This is a genomic window from Parendozoicomonas sp. 209JJ7-1 (genome assembly GCF_058147085.1).
Window position 1 is genome coordinate 60979 of the sequence record NZ_JBYVJU010000018.1, and the last position, 21399, is coordinate 82377.

22 protein-coding genes are annotated in these 21399 nt (G+C 51.4%); 8 read left to right on the plus strand and 14 right to left on the minus strand.

Going from position 1 to position 21399, the window contains the following annotated elements; genetic code table 11:
- Positions 1-119: 119 nt before the first annotated feature.
- From ACY2RQ_RS16575 to ACY2RQ_RS16585, 3 genes are read right to left on the minus strand one after another with little or no spacing between them, the layout of a single operon-like run.
- Positions 120-389 (minus strand): acylphosphatase, encoded by a 270-nt coding sequence (locus ACY2RQ_RS16575; RefSeq protein WP_490114107.1) that lies wholly within the window; start codon positions 387-389, stop codon positions 120-122.
- Positions 390-401: 12 nt separating this feature from the next.
- On the minus strand, positions 402-881 hold the full coding sequence (locus ACY2RQ_RS16580; protein WP_490114108.1) for a TlpA family protein disulfide reductase: 480 nt from the start codon (positions 879-881) through the stop codon (positions 402-404).
- Positions 874-2295 carry a YihY family inner membrane protein gene (locus ACY2RQ_RS16585; RefSeq protein WP_490114109.1) on the minus strand — a complete coding sequence of 474 codons (1422 nt, stop codon included), beginning with the start codon at positions 2293-2295 and terminating at the stop codon, positions 874-876. The genes ACY2RQ_RS16580 and ACY2RQ_RS16585 overlap by 8 nt, the downstream gene beginning before the upstream one ends.
- Here ACY2RQ_RS16585 and arsC point away from each other — a divergent pair.
- Together arsC and ACY2RQ_RS16595 are read left to right on the plus strand one after the other, a co-directional pair.
- Positions 2272-2622, plus strand: coding sequence for an arsenate reductase (glutaredoxin) (gene arsC / locus ACY2RQ_RS16590; protein WP_490114110.1), 351 nt, complete (start codon positions 2272-2274; stop codon positions 2620-2622). The genes ACY2RQ_RS16585 and arsC overlap by 24 nt on opposite strands.
- Before the next feature lie 2 nt (positions 2623-2624).
- Positions 2625-2996: a DUF2069 domain-containing protein gene (locus ACY2RQ_RS16595; RefSeq protein WP_490114111.1), complete on the plus strand. Its 372-nt coding sequence runs from the start codon at positions 2625-2627 to the stop codon at positions 2994-2996.
- A gap of 89 nt (positions 2997-3085) precedes the next feature.
- On the opposite strand, the gene ACY2RQ_RS16600 is transcribed toward ACY2RQ_RS16595, so the two are convergent.
- The 4 genes from ACY2RQ_RS16600 to ACY2RQ_RS16615 form a co-directional block, all read right to left on the minus strand.
- Complete coding sequence (locus ACY2RQ_RS16600; protein WP_490114112.1) at positions 3086-5614, minus strand: hypothetical protein; 2529 nt, start codon at positions 5612-5614, stop codon at positions 3086-3088.
- 368 nt (positions 5615-5982) lie between these two features.
- Positions 5983-6690, minus strand: coding sequence for a DnaA inactivator Hda (gene hda / locus ACY2RQ_RS16605; protein ID WP_490114113.1), 708 nt, complete (start codon positions 6688-6690; stop codon positions 5983-5985).
- Between the two features lie 42 nt (positions 6691-6732).
- Entirely contained in the window at positions 6733-7848 is a 1116-nt protein-coding gene (locus ACY2RQ_RS16610; RefSeq protein ID WP_490114114.1) for an AI-2E family transporter, read from the minus strand.
- Positions 7849-7864: 16 nt separating this feature from the next.
- The gene (locus ACY2RQ_RS16615) at positions 7865-8914 is read right to left on the minus strand and encodes a DUF2066 domain-containing protein (RefSeq protein WP_490114115.1); all 1050 of its coding nucleotides are present in this window, start codon (positions 8912-8914) and stop codon (positions 7865-7867) included.
- Between the two features lie 25 nt (positions 8915-8939).
- Between ACY2RQ_RS16615 and ACY2RQ_RS16620 the strand changes: the two genes are divergently transcribed.
- The 5 genes from ACY2RQ_RS16620 (at position 8940) to gloA (ending at position 12266) form a co-directional block, all read left to right on the plus strand.
- Entirely contained in the window at positions 8940-9095 is a 156-nt protein-coding gene (locus tag ACY2RQ_RS16620; RefSeq protein WP_490114116.1) for a hypothetical protein, read from the plus strand.
- 125 nt (positions 9096-9220) lie between these two features.
- Positions 9221-10285 (plus strand): phosphoribosylformylglycinamidine cyclo-ligase, encoded by a 1065-nt coding sequence (gene purM / locus ACY2RQ_RS16625; RefSeq protein WP_490114117.1) that lies wholly within the window; start codon positions 9221-9223, stop codon positions 10283-10285.
- A complete protein-coding gene (purN, locus tag ACY2RQ_RS16630) occupies positions 10286-10990 on the plus strand; it encodes a phosphoribosylglycinamide formyltransferase (RefSeq protein ID WP_490114118.1) in 705 nt (234 codons plus the stop codon).
- Positions 10991-11037: 47 nt separating this feature from the next.
- A complete protein-coding gene (locus tag ACY2RQ_RS16635; RefSeq protein WP_490114119.1) occupies positions 11038-11805 on the plus strand; it encodes a DUF3108 domain-containing protein in 768 nt (255 codons plus the stop codon).
- Positions 11806-11858: 53 nt separating this feature from the next.
- Positions 11859-12266: a lactoylglutathione lyase gene (gloA, locus tag ACY2RQ_RS16640; protein WP_490114120.1), complete on the plus strand. Its 408-nt coding sequence runs from the start codon at positions 11859-11861 to the stop codon at positions 12264-12266.
- Between the two features lie 27 nt (positions 12267-12293).
- Here the strand turns inward: gloA and ACY2RQ_RS16645 are convergent, their stop codons facing one another.
- From ACY2RQ_RS16645 to ACY2RQ_RS16670, 6 genes are all read right to left on the minus strand, one after another.
- Positions 12294-13580, minus strand: a complete 1287-nt coding sequence (locus ACY2RQ_RS16645; protein ID WP_490114121.1) for an MFS transporter — start codon at positions 13578-13580, stop codon at positions 12294-12296.
- 118 nt (positions 13581-13698) lie between these two features.
- Positions 13699-14409, minus strand: a complete 711-nt coding sequence (deoD, locus tag ACY2RQ_RS16650; protein ID WP_490114122.1) for a purine-nucleoside phosphorylase — start codon at positions 14407-14409, stop codon at positions 13699-13701.
- 48 nt (positions 14410-14457) lie between these two features.
- Positions 14458-15684, minus strand: a complete 1227-nt coding sequence (locus tag ACY2RQ_RS16655; protein ID WP_490114123.1) for a phosphopentomutase — start codon at positions 15682-15684, stop codon at positions 14458-14460.
- A 71-nt stretch (positions 15685-15755) separates the two neighbouring features.
- Positions 15756-17078, minus strand: coding sequence for a thymidine phosphorylase (gene deoA / locus ACY2RQ_RS16660; RefSeq protein ID WP_490114124.1), 1323 nt, complete (start codon positions 17076-17078; stop codon positions 15756-15758).
- A gap of 1 nt (position 17079) precedes the next feature.
- A complete protein-coding gene (gene deoC / locus ACY2RQ_RS16665) occupies positions 17080-17871 on the minus strand; it encodes a deoxyribose-phosphate aldolase (RefSeq protein ID WP_490114125.1) in 792 nt (263 codons plus the stop codon).
- A 106-nt stretch (positions 17872-17977) separates the two neighbouring features.
- The gene (locus tag ACY2RQ_RS16670; protein ID WP_490114126.1) at positions 17978-19213 is read right to left on the minus strand and encodes a NupC/NupG family nucleoside CNT transporter; all 1236 of its coding nucleotides are present in this window, start codon (positions 19211-19213) and stop codon (positions 17978-17980) included.
- Positions 19214-19697: 484 nt separating this feature from the next.
- Here ACY2RQ_RS16670 and ACY2RQ_RS16675 point away from each other — a divergent pair, with 484 nt between their 5' ends.
- Complete coding sequence (locus ACY2RQ_RS16675) at positions 19698-20654, plus strand: LysR substrate-binding domain-containing protein (protein ID WP_490114127.1); 957 nt, start codon at positions 19698-19700, stop codon at positions 20652-20654.
- A gap of 158 nt (positions 20655-20812) precedes the next feature.
- On the opposite strand, the gene ACY2RQ_RS16680 is transcribed toward ACY2RQ_RS16675, so the two are convergent.
- On the minus strand, positions 20813-21121 hold the full coding sequence (locus tag ACY2RQ_RS16680; protein ID WP_490114128.1) for a globin family protein: 309 nt from the start codon (positions 21119-21121) through the stop codon (positions 20813-20815).
- Positions 21122-21399 lie beyond the last annotated feature (278 nt).

The following is a 21399-nucleotide window of genomic DNA, read 5'->3' on the forward strand; positions in this document are numbered from 1 at the left end:
TATAATTGTCTCAAAACAAAAAGAGCAAAGACCAGATGTGGCACAAGTGACACAAAAACTGTGAACGATTCCACGAAAGACAGAAATGGACTACAAAAAAAGCGTGGTTCTTTAGGTTATTAACCTGTAATAAAGTTAGAAGGAGGGTTCTGGCACGGGCATTCCTGCTCGGTCACACGCTTAACCTGCGCCAGGGGCGGGCCTTTATGAAGCCAGGATTCCAGTTCCGAAACCGCCTGTTCCGATCCGCACATCAGCACTTCAACACTGCCATCTTCACAATTGTTGGCCCAGCCGGTAATACCCAGTTTCTGCGCCCGTTGTCGTGTTGAGGCACGGAACCAGACTCCCTGCACCCGACCCTCTACTTTGACTTTCCTGCAAACCATTACAACAAATCCTTATCCTGAAAATTGCTTTAGCTCACTGATAACCTGTTCCAGACCCGCCCGGGTCTGGGGGCCGATTAACCGTTTACGCATTATACCCCTGTCGTCTAAAATATAGCTGGCCGGCAGAACAGGCGGCCGTTCCAGCGACATGGCCTGCACATGATCTGGCGCAACAACAGGGAAACCAATTTGCAGTTTTGCTACTTTTTCAGCCAGCTCTGAAGACGACACTGGATTATCAAAATCAACGCCCCACACCCGCACGCCATTATCAGAAGCTGCAAGACTGTTCAGCTCAGGGATTTCTTCCCTGCAGGGGTCACACCATGTTGCCCAGTAGTTCACCACCAGCCAGGAACCATCAGTTGATGAGAGAGCCAAAGGCTTACCCTGATAATCCTCGACACGCACCTCCGGTGAACAACCAGCCTGCAGCAGTAACAACCCGGCAGCCAGCAACACAGAAAACAGCATACGTTTTTTATTCACCGGAAGACTCCAATCGCTTTGGCGATCCTGACAGCAGCTCATTCAAAGAACCGGATAAAACCCGGCTCTTCTCATTATTCAGAGCCTGGAGTTTGTCAATAACAGCCCGGAACCATGCTGGATGTTCCGATGAAAAGCCCGCCAGTTCTTCATCCACAGGCATTGGCCAGGGACAACGGGTTATCAGCTCCGCAAAATTAACGCTATGGAAATCCTGGGCCGGCATTAACGCTCCCGCATTGTTACGACCAATCACACCCTGCCCCGCCAGCCAGGCTGTTATCATTTCCCAGTGCCGCTGACCAATGGGCCATCCAGCATCCTGCACCTGCTCCAGGCTTGTGGACTGCCCCCGGGAAAACCGCTCCCGAAAAACCGAAAGAACAGCCAGCATAGACAGGAATGGTGAAAATTCTCGGTCTTCACGGCTCTGGGACTCTCCCAGGGTATGAACCAGTTCTGCCCCCAGCAAAACCAGCACCCAGCTCAGAAAAATCCAGATCAGGAAAACAGGCACAGCAGCAAAAGCACCATAAATAAATTCGTAAGTGGGAGAAAAAGCCAGAAACAGCGCAAAACCCGACTTAGCCAACTCAAACAGCAGCGCGACAACCATGCCCCCCAGCACCCCATGGCGGAAAATCACCCGCCGGTTCGGAACAGTCAGGTACAACAGGGTAAATGCCGTGGCGCTGAACAGAATGGGCATAACCTGCAGCAGAACACCTTTAACACCGAGAACCTGTGTGGCTTCATCAATCAACTTAATGGTGGCCATGTAAGAGCTGGCAGCGAACCCCAGGCCGATAAGCATAGGCCCAAGGGTCAAAATGGCCCAGTACAGGAGAAAGCTGGTCACCGCCCGGCGACCACCGGCTGTATGGAAGATGCTGTTAATGGCATTGTCTATAGTGCGCAGCATCATTAATGCTGTGACCAGCAGAAATCCCATACCCACCAGGGTCAGGTTACGGGCCTGGTGGGAGAATGATGTCAGCCATTCACTTACGGTTTCCCCGGCAGAAGGTACAAAGTGAGAAAAGATAAAATTCTGCAGTTGCTGCCCAACCCCCTGAAAAGAAGGAAAAGAGGCCAGCATGCTGTAGGTCACGGTAAGCAGAGGCACAATGGCGAACAACGTCGTGTAGGTTAATGCGGCCGCATGGTTCAGGCAGCCATCTCCGGCAAACCGCCCCGCAGTCATGGTTATAATGCGCCATACCCGCTGCAGCCATACAGAAGCCTGCGGTAAAGTCTCTTTCATTATCGGTATACCCTTACCTTCCATCTGGATAGAATACACAGGCCGTCCGTATTCACAACCTGACAGGCTATTCACAATCTGACAGGCAATGCTGATAGCAACAAACGCAACAGCCAGGAGAGCGCCGTGGCAGAAGTCACTATTTATCATAACCCCCGCTGTTCCAAATCCCGCCTGACTCTGCAACTGCTGCAGGAGCGGGATATTGAGCCTGAGATTATTCTCTACCTTGAGCAGACACCAAGCATCAGTCATCTGAAAGAGATTATCGCCATGCTGGATATTTCTCCCCGGCAATTGCTGCGTACCGGCGAAGCCGCCTATAAAGAAAACAACCTGAAAGACTCCAGCCTGACGGATGAGCAGCTGCTGGAAGCCATGGTCAGCTATCCCAAACTGATCGAACGCCCCATTGTGCTAGCAAACGGCAAAGCCAAAATCGGTCGCCCGCCGGAAAGCGTGCTGGATATCCTGTAATTATGGCCAGCACTCCTCTTTCCCAGCTCGGCCCCAAAGCCAGAACCTTCTGGCTGCTGTCAGCAATTCTTTACGCTGTTCTGCTTATAACCATCACTCTTGACCACTGGCTGCTGGCACCTCCGAAGGTGGATTCTCCCTGGCTGATCTGGTGCTTGCGCCTTGTACCGTTAATTATTTTTATACCGGCGATTGTCACCCGCCATGGCCGGGGCTTTGCCTGGATGGGTTTCGTGGTGCTGTTTTATTTTACCAGTGGCGTGGTCAGCGGCTGGGCCCATGAAAACTGGATTGGCTGGTTACTGGCTGGAGAGAGTCTGACGCTGTTTATTACTACGATTCTGTTTGTCCGGTTCTTTTTCCGCCATCAGTAGCCTGTAAAGAAGATATATAAAAAAGGGCAGCCGGTTTGTTCAAACTCGGCTGCCCTTAATCAAGGAGGTTATTTTAAGAAGATGTAGAGTTATCTTCTCCTGTGCCTGGGCTTAGCCTCTTCCCATCCGCCACCTTCAATTTCTTTACGTTCTTCTTCAGTCGCGTCACGCTCAGGACCTTCAACGACTTTGCCTGCTTTCATGTCCAGGTCATCTTTTCCGGCTTCAGCTAAAAGTGCGTTCTGCTCCTGATGAGCTTGAAGAGCAGCTTCAGCGTCCTGCGCAGCTTTCAGCTCAGCATCTTTCTCCTCAGCGAGCCTGGCAGCCTCTTCAGCTTCGACCCTGGCCTGCTCGGCCTGTTGTATTTCCAGCTGCTCTTTTTTCCTTTCAGCAGCTTTGGGCTTCTGATCTGGCCGTGCTTCAACAGCATCCAGAAGGCCAGTCTTCCTCATATCCTCTTCAACCTCCTTTCGAGCTTCTTTTTCCCTGAAGACATCGGTTCTGGAAGCAGCCTTCTTGGACTTAGACTTTTTATTATTCGTTGGAGTAAAGCCAGGATCAGTCTGCTTCAGCCATTGAACCAGTTCCTTTCGGACTTTCTTATTCCCATTGGGATTCATCACGCGAAGCAGCTCTTCGCCCTGGCGATTGGCTTCAGCTCGAGCTTCTGCACTGTGGGCTTTCCCCCGGGCATCAGTCAGCCAGTTATAGGCGTCAGTAGCTGTCTGTAGCACAGAGCCAGTCATTGATTTCTGATGAGCCTGCTGGAATTTCTTCTGCAACCTCTCTTTTACAGCATCCCGGCGTTTTTCCCCATCTGTTCGCTGGTCACCATATTGCGCCTGGAGATCTGCCAGAAGGTTTTTCACAAATGTATTGGAAACTGTTCCGGCTTCCTGCCTCTGTTCATCAATGGCATTATAAAAAGCCTGTACAGCTGTCTGGTTGCCTTTAAAGAGGCCAATCATTTGCTGCCAGAGAGAAGCGTCCTTCTGGGCTGTTATACCACTATCTCCCAGTTGACGAAGAATGGCTTTGGCACGCTTTTTCATGCCCGTACTCAAGTTGTCCAGCTCTTTTGGCAAAACAACATCAGCAGCCTGCACATCTTTTTGACTGCCTTCCTTCACGGGTCTGCGCTGACCGGCTTTCTTTTCAATCGGATTCACTTCCATCCTGGTTACACCAGAACCATCCTGACTTTGTCGATAGACTGGGATTTTCTCCCCTCTGGAAGCTTTTTCTCTGTTTTGTTCAATATGCGTTTCTCTGAGAGAAGGGTCCAGGGCAATAGCCTGGTTTCTTGCCAGCAACATATTATTTGCAGCAGTATTGACCTTGCTGACAGCCCGGCTTCTCAGGCTCTTTATGACCAGGGCACAAAGGCCGTGTAATAACGCCAGACCGGTTGCGAAATAAACAACCGTACTGGCTTTACGGATGCGGTTAAAGAAAGAGTTCACTTTCCCTGCCGCTTCATCCACAACCTTCAATTTGCTCTTCTTACTGACAAACTGATCCTGTTTCTGTCCTAAGACCTCATACGCCCTGGAAATAGCAGCGCCTTCGCCATACCAGCTTTTCTTGAACAGCTCCTGTCTCTGCTCATCCAGAGCCTTTACAGCTTCCTCTCTATTACCGCGCTCTGCTCCCCTGGCACGGATCTGCTCCTGGAGACTTTCAGAAGGCTTAGGCCGGTTGTCGTACAGGTCTACCTTAACATTGCGCTGATCACGCAGAACCTGCTCCAGAGCCTGACCTGATTCACCGTCATACTCATGGGTATAACCGTGACCTGCCCGCTTTTCATCATGACGTGTCAGGTCATGCATCTGCTTTTGCTTTCTCTCAAGAACTTCCTGTTCCCTCGCCTTCTTATCTTTTGCTTCATAAGCAGACTTCGAGGCAAGACCATTTCTCTCTTCAATCAGACGCTGGAATGAAACACCGTCCTGCTCCTGCTTAGGTTCAGGGTAAGGGCCATTCTTTATAGCCGGACCACCGGACTCAGGAGGCAAAGGAATATTTTGAGCTTCCCAGATGCTGCGTTCTAACTTCTGAAGCAGCTGCGCATCCAGCCTGTTAAGAGCTTTCAGCTGCTGGCTTTTGCGACCAGTAAAGAAATCAGCCAGATGTTGTTTAAAATTGCCTCTCTCCCTGACTTCTGCCATCACGTCATCCATAGTCGGAACCGGCTTGGCCTCTTTCAGATAAGGACCATGGGGCAAACCCAGACTCTCAACAGGAGGAGCATCCGGAGCCATAAACGACGTTTCCTCAAGCTCAACCGGCTTCTCCGCATCCGCATTTTCTTTAGCAGCTGCGTCCTCAACAAAACCGGTTAATTCCTGCGCTTGCGCCTTGGTAAAGTCACCACGAACTTCACGCTCTTTAATCAGGTTTTTTATAAGCTCTGCCGGTATATTCATATTGTGTACATCTACACCGTCATACGCAGACCTGCTCAACGAAGTCTCAGACTGTTCCGCATGAACTGAACGGTTGCCAAAAACCTTGGAGACACCCTTATCACAAAAGCGGCCAAAGGCTGCTCCTCCTGATCCCAGAATACCAAAGGCTCTTTCCAGTGTACCTGCTGGTCCCTTTCCACCTTCCATGACTTACCTCCTTGTGTCTTTGCCATGATCTGTATAATCCGGGAAGTTCTCCCGGCAACCCGACCATAGAAGCCGTTCTGTCCGCCTGTGCGAGATGGGCAGTACGGCCATCTGTCGGTCAGACCACGGTCAGGTTTCGCAAGGGTATCTTGGGCGGCGGGAAGTCATGCTATTCAGCGGCTGGGCCGGAATACAGGACAACCACATATCTCGGCCAGAGATAGTCCTTATCACTTACCTTAGATAGCCTTGGATAGAAAACAGGGAAAAGCAGAAAAAGGCAGCGCAACAGGCCGCAAAGTGGGAAGCTCGGTGAGTTTTTCTTATTCTTTACGGCATATTCCCGACAACCAAGAGCTACAAAGGGGCTACCAGCCCATCACTTCTTTGACGAAAGGAATACTCAATTTGCGCTTGGCCCGCAGACTTGCACCGTCCAGCCTGCTTAAAACATCAAACAGACTCTGCATATTGCGAGGACTCCGGTTGAGTATAAACCGGGCCAGATCCTCTGAAAGATCAAGCCCCCTTAAATGAGCACGGAAGCGCAGGGCAATCAGCTTGTCATGGTCAGAAAGGGGCTGAACCTGGAACACCAGCCCCCAGGACAGACGGGACACCAGATCAGGAAGTTGAATCGGCAGCTGCCGGGGCGGACAGGATGCGGCCACCAGCAGGCGTTTGCCCGTTTCCCTCAACTCATTGAACAGGCTGAAAATCGCTTCTTCCCACATTCGGTTTCCACCGATGGCCTCAATATTATCGAGACAGACCAGATCGAGGGCATCGAAGCCTTCAAGGATTCTCGGGGAGTACTCGACCATTTCATCCATAGGAAAATAGACCGAGCGATGACCCTGACGGTCAGCCTGGTGGCAGGCGGCCTGCAGTAGATGGCTGCAGCCGACTCCGGAGGTTCCATACAAGTAGATAAAGGACTCGAGGGGAATTCCATCGGCGCACCGTTCCACATCCAGTAAATTCACCAGAGGCTCATTCGGACCGGGATAGTAATTCGCGAAATTCGCATCATCCCTTAATTGCACACTTAGCGGTAATTGCAACGGCTGACTCATGTATCCGCTATGAATCGACGGTTCAGGCAGGTTATTACCATATCACGACTCCCCGCTGGCATGATACAGGCGACTGCCCTTATAGTTGCCATGAAGATGTACCAGTAACACCATAATCACAGCCGCAACGGGCAGGGCCAGGAGAATGCCGGCAAATCCGAACAGCTGCCCGCCCGCCATAATAGCGAAAATCACCGCTACCGGGTGCAGGCCGATTTTGTCTCCCACCAGCAGAGGCGTGAATACCATGCTCTCCAGGGCCTGCCCTACCAGAAAGACCCCGACCACAGCGCCAATCTGCCAAAAACTGTCAAACTGGAAAAAGGCCATCACCAGCGCCACACCGATACCAACAATAAAACCCAGATACGGTACGATACTGGCCAGTCCGGCAATCAAACCCACCAGAAGGGCAAATTGCAGGCCCACCATCCACAAGCCCAGACCATAGGTCAACCCCAGCAGCAGCATCACCAGTAACTGGCCTTTTAAGAAAGCCGCCAGCACTTCATCACACTCTTTCGCCAGCAAGGTGGCCGTTGGAGCAATATTGCGGGGAATCAGCTGGTTAATATTGCACATCATGCGGTCCCAGTCCCGCAGCAGGTAAAACGTCACCACAGGCACCAGGAACAGATTGATTAAAAAGGCGACAATTGTTTTTGTGGAACCGCCAATCATACCCCCAAACTGCTTAAGAACACTGTCGGTCTGCTGCCACTCACTGGACAAGCGGGTACTTAAGTCCTTCAGATTAAACAACTCAGGATGAATATCCAGGTACTGGGATACCCAGGGTACAACAGTTACCTGCAACCAGTGCCCCAGTTCGGGAAGCAGAGCTATAGCATATTGAATCTGCTTCACTGCACCGGGAATCAGCACCAGAAGAATAATACTTACTATCAACACAACAATGGTAAAAACAATCGTCACCCCCAGGGTTCGACCAAGCCCCAGGTTCTCCATCCGGTCAACAATAGGATCTCCCAGATAGGCCAGAATTATCGCCACCAGAAATGGCGACAGGATCGGCCCCAGCAGATAAATAAAAATACCCGCCACAACCACTATACCCAGTAGAAAACCTTTCTGGGTAAGGGTTATGGCCTCAGGGTTATTACCTGAATCAGTCGCTGTTTCCAGATTATCCGTCATCTATCACTCTCTTGATTTACAATTGCCAGTTATATTGAAGATCAGAAAGCCACTCCGCCGGGGTTTCCTGCCAGGAGTCTGCAGGTAATGCCGATACAGGTGTCAAACGTCGCCCAAGGGCAATGGCCGCGTCAAGCTGTGTGACCGAACCATCTATAACCACTTCCAGCAATACCTTGCCTGACTTCACTCTTAAGGGCACCACACTGCGAACCGCAGTCAGGCTTTCTATATAGCGCACCAGATCTGCGTAGGCTCGGGTACTGGAGATTTTATCCACCTGGATTCTTACAGGACGCTCCGGTGAACCCTCCGGAGCCACCGCGTAAAACGTTGCCATCTGCCTGGCTACCTGAGCTACCAACTGTTTAGACAGGTTTTCCACAGATGTCTCCTGAAAATCAAAACTGGTAACCTGTCTCTGGAACAGGAACAGAGCCCGGCCATTAACCACACCTTCAGTTCCTGCGGGCCAGACCCGCACTGCCAGAATGGCATTGACGCCATAACGCCGGGAGGCATTCTGAATCGGATCGGCAAACATTCCCCACAGCTCCGGCATGGCCAGCGCACCGCCATCTTCAAAATCAAGCAGAGGATAAAGAATCGGTACGGCCCATTCTTTTGCAGCTTTATTTATACCCTCACGAACAGGAAGCGGTGAATTACCGGGGACAAACTCACGCCGTCCATTCTCTTCGCTCGCCAGCCACACCAGCACAGCGGGACGGTCACCGCCCCAGATGGCCAGGCCGTTATCCCGCAGTAAATTATTCAGGGCGGACTCATTAAAACTCACCTCCAGCTGATACTTTTGCTCCGGGTTTGTCCGGTCCGCTTCCGGCTGCTCACGGTAATTAAACTGGCTGACCAGGTTCTTCACATGCTTCCTGGCACTGGACAGCTCCGATAATGTCATCAGATCCGAGCGCCCGGTCAGCCGTTTCAGGACAATTTCCAGACCCCGCTGAAAGCCTGCCTGTCGGGCACCCGGCCCCTGGTCAGTGACAGGCACCAGTGCTTTGTAGAGTTCCCCGGTAGCGACCTGGGCCTGCAGCGGTAACATCAGTCCCAGACCCAGCACCGCACACATGATTCCAAAAAACTGGCCGCGTCGAACCCGGCAGAAAAACATCTTCATTGCGCCTGTCAGCCGTCCTTTATTAAACACAGAAATGAAAAATGACTTGAAAAAAACCATTGTGCCACAAATTCAACGGGAAAATGCCGCCACATTCACGCTTTGAAACAGGGAGCATATTCTGCGCATCAACGGGCCCTACAAGCAATAGCCGTAAACCTGAGAGGCTGATACAATCCGCACCAGCTCCTCACCCAAACTTCATCCTATTTTCATGAGTCAAACCCTGGCATGACTGATACACCTGATAGCCCGCAAAATAACGTATCTCTCAGCTATCGTGACGCAGGCGTCGATATTGATGCCGGAAACGCTCTTGTTGACCGAATCAAACATGTTGCCAGACGTACCCGCCGTCCGGAAGTGATGGCCGGCCTTGGCGGTTTCGGTGCCCTTTGCGAAATTCCTGAAGGTTACAAGAAGCCGGTGCTGGTATCCGGCACAGACGGCGTAGGCACCAAGCTGAAACTGGCCATGGACCTGAACCGCCACGACACCATCGGCATCGACCTGGTGGCCATGTGCGTGAACGACCTGATCGTCTGCGGTGCCGAACCCCTGTTCTTCCTGGATTACTACGCCACCGGCCATCTGAACGTAGATGTAGCCGCCAGCGTTGTCGAAGGCATCGGCAAAGGCTGCGAATTGTCCGGCTGCGCACTGGTGGGCGGTGAAACCGCAGAAATGCCTGGCATGTACCAGGGCGAAGATTATGATCTGGCCGGTTTCTGCGTCGGTGTTGCCGAAAAGGACGAACTGATCGACGGCAGCAAGGTCAAGGCTGGCGACGCCCTGATCGGTCTGGCCTCCAGTGGCGCTCACTCCAACGGTTACTCCCTGATTCGAAAGATTCTGGAAGTCAACGAAACATCTCTGGACACCGAATTAGACGGCAAGCCCCTGGCAGACCTGCTGCTGGAACCCACCCGCATCTATGTGAAGCCCATGCTGAACCTGAGCAGCAAGGGTATGGTAAACGCCATCAGCCATATTACCGGTGGCGGACTGCTGGAAAATATTCCCCGGGTTCTGCCGGAAGGCACCCGCGCGGTGATCGACACCCAGAGCTGGGAAATGCCCGCTCTGTTCAAGTGGCTGCAGAAAGGCGGCAATGTTGAGCAGACCGAAATGTACCGCACCCTGAACTGTGGTGTCGGTCTGGTTGTTGCTGTTCCCGCTGGACTGAAAGAACAGGCTATCGCCACTCTGGCCGAAGCCGGTGAAACCGCCTGGGAAATCGGCCATATCGTCGAAGCCTCTGAAGGCCAGGAACTGGTCGAGCTGGCAGGGCTGTAAATGCCTTTGAAATCAAAACTCCGGGAATCAACAACTGAAGTTTCTGCGCCTTCACAGCAGGCCCGGATAGTTGTTCTGATCTCCGGACACGGCAGTAACCTGCAGGCCCTGATAGACCACCAGGCTGATACAAATACCCGGATTATTGCTGTTATCAGCAACAAACCCGGCGTACACGGGCTGGAACGGGCCGAGACCGCGGGCATTCCCGCCCTGGTGCTGGACCATACCGGCTTCAACAGCCGCGAAAGCTTCGACCAAGCCCTGCGGGAACAGATAGACAGCTACTCACCCGACCTGCTGGTTCTGGCAGGTTTTATGCGCATTCTTACGATAGAGTTCACCCGCCATTACACTGGCCGGTTAATGAATATCCATCCTTCCCTTCTTCCAAAACATAAGGGTCTGCACACCCATCGCCGGGCATTGGAAGCCGGAGACAGGGAACACGGGGCTACTGTTCATTTTGTCACCGCCGAACTGGATGGTGGACCGGGAATTATTCAGGCCCGAACCCCTGTAAGAGGCAGCGATACAGAAGATAGCTTGAGCCAGCGCATTCAGTTGCTGGAACATATCATCTATCCTGTTGCTGTCGGCTGGTTCGCCAGCGGCAGGCTCAGGCTGGATGACAACACCACCCTGCTGGATAACCTGCCACTGCCTGCAGGGGGATTCCAGCACACCAGCCTCTCCACACCCTGACTCCTATACAAACCAGACGCGGCAATAAGGCAATATACGGGACACCAATGACAGCAGACATTCACCACTTTTCCGCCCGCAGCCTGCTACTGACCGGTTTATCTCTGGGGTTGGTATCAGTGCCTGCTACTTCCTTGTCCAAAGAACCTGGGCTGGAACCCTATAAAGCGGTTTATACCGCTGAAATGGGTGGTATTCCGGTCAGTGGCGAAGCGGAACGGACACTTAAAAAAAACAGTGATGACAGCTGGTCCCTCTCTTTTGATGCCAGCATGGTGTTTTACAGTTTTTCGGAGAGTTCCCACTTTAATTTTATTAATGGCCAGGTTCAGCCATTAAATTACCGGCAGGAAAAAGGTGGCTTCGGCAAAAAACGCACGTTGAGTGCCTCTTTCTTCTGGGACACAAAAAAAGTGGAAAGCAGCAAGAATAATAAACACTGGACCCTGGCTCTGCAGACCGCCGACCTTGATCGCATCAGTTACCAGCAACAGCTTCAGTATGATCTGAGTCCCGACAGAACCACTTACACCTACCATGTCATTGATGAAGATGAACGGGACAACTACACCTTCAAACTGGATGGTGAAGAAACCCTGGAAACGCCTCTGGGTTCCATAAGCACTATCCGCCTGAAACGTATGCGGGAGAACAAGAAACGGGAAACCTGGGTCTGGCTGGCTAAAAACTGGAATCACCTTCTGGTTCAACTTCGCCAGAAAGAGAAAGGTAAAAACTACATTATCTCCCTCAAGCAGGCGACAGTTAATGGTAGACAGGTGACCGGCAAAACCCGTGCTGAGTCAAAGCGATAGATATCAGCAATTGATAGAATACATCTTTCACCAGATTTTACAGAGAAGATTCCATGAAATTTCTGCACACTATGATTCGTGTTGGTGACCTTGATAAATCCATCACCTTCTACACCGATATCCTCGGTATGAAGCTGCTGCGCAAATCCGTCAATGAAGAGTACAAGTACACCCTGGCCTTTGTCGGCTACGGTGAGGAATCCGACACAGCTGTTATTGAGCTGACCTATAACTGGGGTACAGAAAGCTACGACCACGGCAATGCTTTCGGCCACCTGGCTATCGGCGTTGATGATATTTATGCTACCTGTGAAGCTATTCGTAAAGCAGGCGCTAATATCTCCCGGAAACCAGGCCCTGTTAAAGGTGGTACCACCCATATCGCCTTTGTTAATGACCCTGATGGCTACAAGATCGAGCTGATTCAGATGAGCCAGGCAGGTAAAGGTCTGAAAGGCTAAGTCAGACTTATCTGCTCATACAGTCAATCAATCCTGTAGCATGGATTTACCTGCCGTTTCTGATAAATAATAAACCGCCAGCAGGGAAATAAACGACATTATCATAAGGTAATAAACCGGGGCATAAATATCACCGCTCTGATGCACAAGGTATACAGATACCAGCGGTGTTGTTCCGCCAAATATGCCCAGACACAGGTTATAACCAACGGACACACCGCTGCAGCGAATAGCCGTTGGCATAAGTTCAATAACAGCAACTGTACTCACTGCCAGCCCTACCCCGAATAGCACAGAAAATACGATCATTCCCAAAATGGTCATCGCAAGCACATTCTGATGCATCATCCACCAGAGCGGCCAGCTGCCCAGTAATAACCCGAGAGAAACCATATAAAGAACAGGCTTCCTGCCAATTCTATCGGAAATTGCGCAACCTAAAGGTGTCATAATCAATGTAATAACAAGTCCGATATCACTGACCATAAACCCTGTCTCCATAGATGCCTTCCCGGAATAGGCGGAAACAAAGTAGATCAAGACCAGGATAGAGCTGATATTACTGGCCAGTACCAGAAAGGTCATATGTACCATGACCCTCCAGCGTTCACGGACAGCCCGCACAACAGGCAGTTGCTTTGAACGGGTTATGGAAAGAAAAGCTGATGTTTCAGGCAGGTGATGGCGAATAACAATACCCAACACAGCAATAACACCACCAATCCAGAAAGGTATTCGCCAACCCCATTCGTACATGCTCTTCTCTCCCATGGTTTTGGTCAGAAGCGCCCCAATAGCAGAGCCACATATAAAGCCGCACAAACATCCAAATTCAGGCCAACTGGCCATATAAGCCCGGTTTTCAGGAGTCGCCAGCTCCGCCATATAAGTGATGGAACCTATAAATTCTCCTCCAATGGATGCCCCCTGAAAGATTCTTAACAAGACCAGCAATACGGGGGCAGCACTGCCCAATACTGCATAGTTAGGCAGGCACCCAATTAATACAGTTGAGCCCCCCATTAGGATGACGGACACCCACAGCACAGGTTTGCGGCCATATCGATCACCTATATGCCCCAACAACAGTCCTCCAGCAGGACGGGAAATAAAACCAGCGGCAAATATTCCGTAAGTCAGCAGAAGTGACAGAAAGTGGTTATCGGAAGGGAAAAACTGTTTGGCGATTATCGGAGCCAGATAGCCAAAAACAACAAAGTCATACCACTCCAGAAGACTTCCCACTGAACAGGCGACAACGGCTTTCCATTGCCTGACAGTTTCCATAGCAAGGGAGTCAAACCTTCCCGGCATAGTGAGTCATCACATCCAACAATAAAAGATGCCGAAAGAATAGAGGACAGAATTAAAACCGGAGGGAAATCAAGATACACAAGTCAGGGCCAGAACAGCCCCGACTGCTTATTAGACGTTAGACGCCCAGAACACCATCCAGTGCAACTTCAATCATTTCATTAAACGATAGCTGCCTTGCGTCGGAATCCAGGGCTTCCCCTGTACGTATGTGGTCACTGACAGTACAGATAGCCAGGCCATGGGCACCAAATTCAGCGCATGCGCCGTACAAGCCAGCCGCTTCCATCTCTACGCCCAGCACACCATATTTTTCCATAACATCAAACATGGCAGCATCGGGATTGTAGAACAGATCCGCAGAGAACAGGTTACCAACCCGCACAGAGATGCCGCGCTTGCGGGCTGCTTCAACAGATTTCTCCAGCAGGTTGTAATCACAGATGGCGGCAAAATCATGATCCTTAAAACGCATGCGATTAACCTTGGAATCGGTGCAGGCACCCATGCCAATCACTACGTCACGAACCTTCACATCCTGGGAGACAGCGCCGCAGCTGCCCACCCGAACAAGGTTTTTCACACCGTACTCGGTAATCAGTTCCTTGTAATAGATAGATGCCGAGGGAATACCCATCCCCGACCCCATCACAGAAATCCGCTTACCTTTATACTCGCCGGTAAAACCCAGCATATTACGCACATTGGTCACTTCCTCGAAGGAATCGAAAAAGGTTTCGGCAATATATTTGGCGCGCAGTGGATCACCGGGAAGCAGCACCGTATCAGCAAAAGCACCAGCCTGTGCGTTGATATGGGGGGTAGCCATTGAAAATTCTCCAGAAAAAATGGGGACTGAGCCAGACTGGCCCGTCATTTAAAGAATATCCTTCAGGACACTCTCGCCATATTCCAGGGTCGACACGCCAAAATAGTCTGCCAGTGTCTGCCCGAGGTCTGCAAAAGTTTCCCGCTCACCAAGGTCTACGGCTTTCACGCCGGGACCGGTAAAAATCAGGGGAATATGCTCTCGGGTATGATCAGAGCCATGCCAGGTCGGGTCACAGCCATGGTCCGCTGTCATTACCAGCAGGTCACCCGGCTGCAGATTTTTCACCAGTTCCGGCAGACGCTGGTCAAACTCTTCCAGCCCGGCGGCATAACCCGGCACATCCCGGCGATGCCCCCAGGCTGAGTCGAAATCAACAAAATTAGTAAATATCAGGGTACGATCCCCTGCCCGCTCCAGCTCAGCCAGGGTGGTATCAAACAGGGCATTAAAGCCTGTGGCTTTCACCTTTCGGGTAATACCCTGGTGGGCAAATATATCGGCGATCTTACCAACACTGACAACCTCTGCCCCGCTCTCTTTCAGCCTGTCCAGCAGTGTCGGCGCGGGAGGAAGAACCGAGTAATCCCTGCGGTTGCCGGTACGGGCAAAATCATCAGGTCCACTGCCCACGAAAGGACGGGCTATAACACGACCGATATTGTAGTCATCAAGAAGTCTGCGGGCGATTTCACACAACTTGTAAAGGTTGTCCAGACCATAACTTTCTTCATGGCAGGCAATCTGGAATACACTGTCACCGGACGTATAGACAATGGGTTTTCCGGTGCGTATATGTTCTTCGCCCAGCTCGGCAATAATGGTTGTGCCAGATGCATGACACTTGCCCAATACTCCGGGCAACTCCGCTTCTTCTATCAGCTTGTCCAGCAGCTCCTGGGGGAAGCTGTTCTCCAGCTCAGTGAAGTATCCCCAGTCAAACAGCACCGGAACACCAGCCATTTCCCAGTGTCCGCTGGGAGTATCCTTTCCGCTGGACAGCTCTTTGGCATGTCCCCAGGCACCGGCGGTGGCTGGCGCTTCCGGCATTCCCGCCGGCCATCTGCCGGTGGAATTACGGGACGCATGAAGCAGCCCCATACTGGCCAGATTTGGCAGTTTCAAAGGACCGCTGCGTTCTACATCCGCACGGCCAGCTGCGCACTCTTCAGCGATATGGCCCAAAGTATCAGCCCCTGTATCACCAAATTTATCCGCATCTGCGGTTGCCCCAATACCGAACGAGTCCAGCACCAGAATTATTGCCCGTTTCATTCCTGTTCTCCTCAAACATCAGGACAGCCGTAAATCTGCGCTGCGATAAACCCTTTCCCTCAGGGGATACCTCAGGCAACAATCCGCTCATATACAGCCAGTGGCACTTCAGGCCGCGCTTCGCTGATCGTCATGGCAGATTTCACCATGGCCGCGGCTTCTTCCCAGGCAGACTCCGAGGCTGCATGAATCATCGCCAATGGCTCACCGGCAGCAATGTCTTTGCCCAGACCAAGCACATTGGTCAGCCCGACACGGTAATCTATGGAATCAGTCGCCACACGACGTCCGCCGCCCAGCTGAATAACAGCCAACCCGAGTTCACGGGTTTTGATGGTATGAATATAACCCGACTGGTCAGCGACAACCGGTTTTACAATATCGGCTTTAGGCAGGTAATGATCGTAGCGCTCCACAAAGTCATCCGGACCACCCAGCTGCGCCACCATACGTCCGAAAATTTCAGCCGCCTTACCACTGCCCAGGCAATCATTGAGTTTCGCCCTTGCATCCCCAAGGTCAGCCGCAAGGCTGGCTGATACCAGCAATTCCGCCCCCTGGGAAATCGTCACTTCCAGCAGCCGGTTATTACGGTGCTCACCGGTCAGGAAGCGCACGGCTTCAGCCACTTCCACGGCATTACCGGCGCTATCCGCCAGACACTGGTTCATATCCGTGAGCAGTGCAGTGGTACGCACACCCGCGCCGGTTGCCACATGAACAATACTCTCCGCTAATGCCCGAGATCCTTCATAAGTAGGCATAAATGCGCCACTGCCAACCTTGACATCCATCACCAGGGCGTCCAGCCCTTCTGCCAGCTTTTTCGCCAGAATAGATGATGTCACCAGCTCTATGCATTCCACCGTTCCGGTAACGTCACGAATACCATATATACGCTTGTCGGCCGGAGCCAGCTCGCTGGTCTGGCCAATAATGGCCACTCCCACATCTTTGACCACCTTTCTGAACAGGGTTTCGTCAATATTGGTGCGATAACCGGGAATACTGTCGAACTTGTCCAGAGTACCACCGGTATGGCCCAGCCCCCGCCCGGAAAGCATAGGAACATAACCGCCACAGGCCGCCAGCATAGGGCCGAGCATTAAACTGACAACATCACCTACACCTCCAGTGGAATGTTTGTCCACCACAGGTCCATTAAGACCTTCTGAATGCCAGTCCATCACTCTACCGGAGTCACGCATGGCCAGGGTCATGGTTATAAGCTCAGGCATGGTCATCCCCCGCAAACAGATGGCCATAGCCATGGCACCCACCTGTCCTTCGGAAACCGAGTTGTCGGTAACCCCTTGGATAAAAGCTTTGATATCAGCTTCAGACAGTACCTGGCCTTCGCGTTTCTGGCGGATCACCTCTTGGGGCAGAAACATATCAATAGCCTCCACTCTGAACTTCGCCTGTTCCCGGCACAAGAACATTCAGCAGACTGCCCAGCAGGCTGCTGGCACCAAACCGGTAGTGGGACGGGTTAATCCAGTCACTGCCCATAATCTCTGCAGCAATCGCCAGGTGCTTCTGTGCGTCTTCTGCCGTACGAATCCCCCCGGCAGGTTTGAAGCCTACATCCCTGCCGCTTTCCTTGATAGCCGTGATCATAATGCGTGCGGATTCCGGCGTCGCATTCACCGCCACCTTACCGGTAGAGGTTTTAATAAAATCTGCGCCGGCCTCTATGGAAATATCGCTGGCCTGGCGGATCAGTTGTGGATCTTTCAGCTCACCACTCTCAATAATGACCTTCAGAATGGCTTTGGTACCACAGGCTTCTTTACAGGCTTTCACCAGGGTATGACCAGTCTCGGAGTTGCCGGACATCAGGGCGAGGTAGGGGAACACCACATCCACTTCATCCGCACCTTTGGCAACAGCATCTTCGGTTTCTTTTACGGCAACGGCGACATCATCGCCACCGCTGGGGAAATTGGTGACTGTCGCGACTTTTACTGCCTGTAGCCCCAGTTCGTCCAGAGTCTTTCTGGCTACAGAAACAAAGGACGGATATACACAAACGGCCGCAGTATGACCAACGTCCGTTGTCGCTTTTTTGCAAAGTTCAATAATCTTCTCAGGGGTATCGTCATCGTTAAGGGATGTAAGGTCCATAAGCTGCAAAGCCAGCTTGCTGCTGGATTTAAGATCAGGACCATATTGAAAATCAGACATAACACTTCCTCGTAATAGCGGACGACACCGATAGAAAACGTTATTCGCCAGACCGAAGGTATGGCACTCTGGCAACACCTTCAGACTGACATCTGGCACCTACCTATTATAGAGCCAGGAACAGACCGGCAATGGCGGCGCTCATCAGGTTGGAGAGAGAACCGGCCAGTACAGCCTTAAGACCCATACGGGCAATATCCCCGCGACGCTCTGGAGCCATTTGGCCCAGCCCTCCCAGAAGAATGGCAATAGACGACAAGTTAGCAAAACCGCAAAGAGCAAAAGTAATAATCGCCTGGGTATGAGCAGAAAGAGTTTCCTTCATGCTGACAAAGTCGATATAGGCAATGAACTCGTTAAGAACCAGCTTCTGGCCGATCAGACTGCCCGCCTGCAGAACTTCCGATGCAGGAACTCCCAGAATAAAGGCCACAGGTGCGAACATATAACCCAGGATCATTTGCATGGACAGGTTTTCCATACCGAACCAGCTGCCGATACCACCAAGCATACCGTTCACCATAGCGATCAGAGCTACGAAAGCCAGCAGCATAGCACCTACGTTGGCTGCCAGACCAAGGCCACTGGAAGCCCCCTGTGCCGCCGCGTCCAGAACGTTGGCAGGCTTGTTATCATCAGTCTGTTTTTCCACCTGCTCGGTTTTGAAATCTGTATTTTCTCCGATTTCCGGCTTGATGATTTTCGCCATCAGCAGACCACCGGGAGCGGCCATAAAGCTGGCGGCTACCAGGTATTTCAGGTCAACACCCAAACCTGCATAACCGGCCAGAACGGAACCGGCCACAGATGCAAGACCACCGACCATAATGGCAAACAACTCGGACTGGCTCATGTGCCTGATAAAGGGTTTAACAACCAGGGGCGCTTCGGTCTGGCCAACAAATATGTTGGCAGTTGCGGAAAAGGATTCAGCACGGCTGGTTCCCAGAACCTTGCGCAGCACTCCGCCCAGTATCTTGACGACAAACTGCATAATACCGAGGTAGTAAAGAACACCGATCAGCGCAGAGAAGAATATAATGATGGGAAGAACATGGAAGGCAAAGATAAAGCCACCGGCGCTGCCAGGGTTACTTAGAGGACCCATCAGGAAGTTAATGCCCGCACCGGCAAAATCGATGACAATCTGTACACCTTCGGAAATATCACCCAATACCACCTGTCCGGCCGGAATGTAAAGAACAAAAGCCCCCAAACCCGCCTGAATGGCAAATGCCCCACCTACGGTACGCCAGTTAATGGCCTTGCGATTATCTGACAACAGTATGGCCAGACCAATCAGGCACGCCATCCCAAAAATACTAAAACCGACTTGCGCCATCTAACACCCCAATCCTTTCCGGATCTTTATTGATACCTGACAGAACCCCTGCGCAACCGGACGAACAGAACTCAACCAGAACACACAAGAAAAACAGTTATTACCCGCTTTTTAGCCAGAAACGAAAGGGGTTCCATTGTCCATGAACAAATGCAAACAGCCTTTGATACAAATCAATCATTTGTTGTTTACACAGGGTTATTCTTGAAAGTTTGTGTTTATTTCTTCCTGATAAAAAAAGCCCCCGGCATGCAAACATGACAGGGGCAATCAAATATCAGGTATCGCTCGCTCAACCTGCCTGATCCGCTTTAACAGCACATGCTACAGGATTCACCCAAATCCTGTATCTGAAACCAGGCAGATCACCCGCCACCCTGAGCAGCGGATAGATGTATACTAAATATTTATACGCAGAAAAAAAAACGCATTGTTTTGCACGACCATTCACTTTTTTTGATTATTGAGACTCCTCTGTTCATCTATGCTCCAGACCGAAGCCCTACAGATAATTCAGGCCGTTGCCCACTTCGGGAATTTCACGACGGCAGCAAAGCACTTGCACAAGGTGCCGTCCGCCATTAGCTACACGGTGCGCAAAGTTGAAGAGCAACTCGGCGTTCAGCTGTTTCTCCGTAACAGCCGCAAGGTAAAACTGACTCCTGCAGGAGAATACTTCGTCGCAGGTGCCCGACCCCTGCTGGATCAGCTGAACGATCTGGCCAGTACCACCTGCCAGATTGCCACAGGGGTTGAACCTGAACTTCATATTGTTATCGACAATATTGTTAACCAGGGGGCCATTGAACCTTTAATACAGGAGTTCCAGGCCCGCTTCCCGGAAACCCGCCTGACAATCACTACGGAAGTGTACATTGGTTGCTGGGATGCACTGCTCCATAAACGCTGTCAGCTGGCAATAGGTGCTCCGGTCACCATTCCTGATGAAATACGGGATAACAACGGTTTCAGCTGGAAAGATATGGGGCCGCTCAAATGGCATATGGTTATGGCACCCAGCCACCCTCTGGCACAGGCCGGTAATGAGAGTGAAAATATCCGACTGCAGGACTTGTCCGATTACACGACAATTACCGTTGAAGACTCAGCACGGGTACTGCAGCACGGAGGAGACGACCTCAGCCATTATGGCCACAAACTGGTTGTCTCCAGCTTCCGCCAGGCCCTGAACTGCGCCATCCAGGGAATTGGCCTATGTATGGTGCCAACGCACTTCAGCAAACATCTGCTGGTTGAAAACCTTCTGGTGGCCAGAGAGGTGCCTGATCTTTCCTATAACCCCAAATGCCTGCTGGCCTGGAACGCGGAACATATTGGCGCGGGACTGAACTGGTGCCTGGACTGGCTGGGGGATACTGACCAGCTGACCAAACAGTGGTTAAGCTGCCGCCCCGGGCGAAGCTGGATCGATATTTCCTAAAGTGCGCAAAAAACCGTTTACCAGAGGAATTTCAGGGCATATCAAAAAGGTACTGATCAGCGATGAAATTACTATCAACTGCAACGGCAGCCCCCAGTGACCAGTCGCCACTCTGGGGCGACGACCATATCAACTGGCTCTTTTGAGATCACTGCGCTTCAATAGCGAGAACGGATGGTCTCAATACTGGGCATAAGTACACTGCGCCATTTGCTTTCAAGCTCACCTGTCCAGCTATCGTCGTGCACCTTTACTGTTTTGAGTAGCGCATCCAGCCACAGATCATACCACTGAGGCAAAATATTGTAGCCCGTGCGACTATGGCTCTTGCCCAGATCAACCAGTTTGCTGTCAGACATTCCCCTGGCACGCATAATCATCCAAAGCAGACCTGCCCTTAATAAATGATGCTGGGCACTCATATCAGTTTCCACGAACATGGCGCGAATAGCTTCAGAACTCCCCATAAAATTCTGGTAAAAGTCCTCAAAAAACACTGGGGACTTACAACACCTGCCGTAACTTTGAAAAACAATATCTGCGTCACTCATTACGTTTGAATTCGTCTTCTGATTGAGTTAGTCGGCTCATTTATTCTGGTTGTTTTTTGAGCGCATGCACTATATCACGTAACGTAAATGAAACTTACTTTCTTTTACACTTTACTGACATAAGTCGTCTATCTCTTTACAAAGGCAATTCCATCTTCAGGCATAGAAAGTTTGCGCATAAAACAGAAAAATTC

Excerpts from the sequence above, each read along its gene's own strand:
- ACY2RQ_RS16575 (WP_490114107.1), bottom strand. The coding sequence starts at position 389 with ATGGTTTGCAGGAAAGTCAAAGTAGAGGGTCGGGTGCAGGGAGTCTGG.
- ACY2RQ_RS16585 (WP_490114109.1), bottom strand. The coding sequence starts at position 2,295 with ATGATAAATAGTGACTTCTGCCACGGCGCTCTCCTGGCTGTTGCGTTT.
- ACY2RQ_RS16595 (WP_490114111.1), top strand. The coding sequence starts at position 2,625 with ATGGCCAGCACTCCTCTTTCCCAGCTCGGCCCCAAAGCCAGAACCTTC.
- ACY2RQ_RS16600 (WP_490114112.1), bottom strand. The coding sequence starts at position 5,614 with ATGGAAGGTGGAAAGGGACCAGCAGGTACACTGGAAAGAGCCTTTGGT.
- hda (WP_490114113.1), bottom strand. The coding sequence starts at position 6,690 with ATGAGTCAGCCGTTGCAATTACCGCTAAGTGTGCAATTAAGGGATGAT.
- ACY2RQ_RS16610 (WP_490114114.1), bottom strand. The coding sequence starts at position 7,848 with ATGACGGATAATCTGGAAACAGCGACTGATTCAGGTAATAACCCTGAG.
- ACY2RQ_RS16615 (WP_490114115.1), bottom strand. The coding sequence starts at position 8,914 with ATGTTACCGCTGCAGGCCCAGGTCGCTACCGGGGAACTCTACAAAGCA.
- ACY2RQ_RS16620 (WP_490114116.1), top strand. The coding sequence starts at position 8,940 with ATGATTCCAAAAAACTGGCCGCGTCGAACCCGGCAGAAAAACATCTTC.
- purM (WP_490114117.1), top strand. The coding sequence starts at position 9,221 with ATGACTGATACACCTGATAGCCCGCAAAATAACGTATCTCTCAGCTAT.
- purN (WP_490114118.1), top strand. The coding sequence starts at position 10,286 with ATGCCTTTGAAATCAAAACTCCGGGAATCAACAACTGAAGTTTCTGCG.
- ACY2RQ_RS16635 (WP_490114119.1), top strand. The coding sequence starts at position 11,038 with ATGACAGCAGACATTCACCACTTTTCCGCCCGCAGCCTGCTACTGACC.
- gloA (WP_490114120.1), top strand. The coding sequence starts at position 11,859 with ATGAAATTTCTGCACACTATGATTCGTGTTGGTGACCTTGATAAATCC.
- ACY2RQ_RS16645 (WP_490114121.1), bottom strand. The coding sequence starts at position 13,580 with ATGCCGGGAAGGTTTGACTCCCTTGCTATGGAAACTGTCAGGCAATGG.
- deoD (WP_490114122.1), bottom strand. The coding sequence starts at position 14,409 with ATGGCTACCCCCCATATCAACGCACAGGCTGGTGCTTTTGCTGATACG.
- ACY2RQ_RS16655 (WP_490114123.1), bottom strand. The coding sequence starts at position 15,684 with ATGAAACGGGCAATAATTCTGGTGCTGGACTCGTTCGGTATTGGGGCA.
- deoA (WP_490114124.1), bottom strand. The coding sequence starts at position 17,078 with ATGTTTCTGCCCCAAGAGGTGATCCGCCAGAAACGCGAAGGCCAGGTA.
- deoC (WP_490114125.1), bottom strand. The coding sequence starts at position 17,871 with ATGTCTGATTTTCAATATGGTCCTGATCTTAAATCCAGCAGCAAGCTG.
- ACY2RQ_RS16670 (WP_490114126.1), bottom strand. The coding sequence starts at position 19,213 with ATGGCGCAAGTCGGTTTTAGTATTTTTGGGATGGCGTGCCTGATTGGT.
- ACY2RQ_RS16675 (WP_490114127.1), top strand. The coding sequence starts at position 19,698 with ATGCTCCAGACCGAAGCCCTACAGATAATTCAGGCCGTTGCCCACTTC.
- ACY2RQ_RS16680 (WP_490114128.1), bottom strand. The coding sequence starts at position 21,121 with ATGGGGAGTTCTGAAGCTATTCGCGCCATGTTCGTGGAAACTGATATG.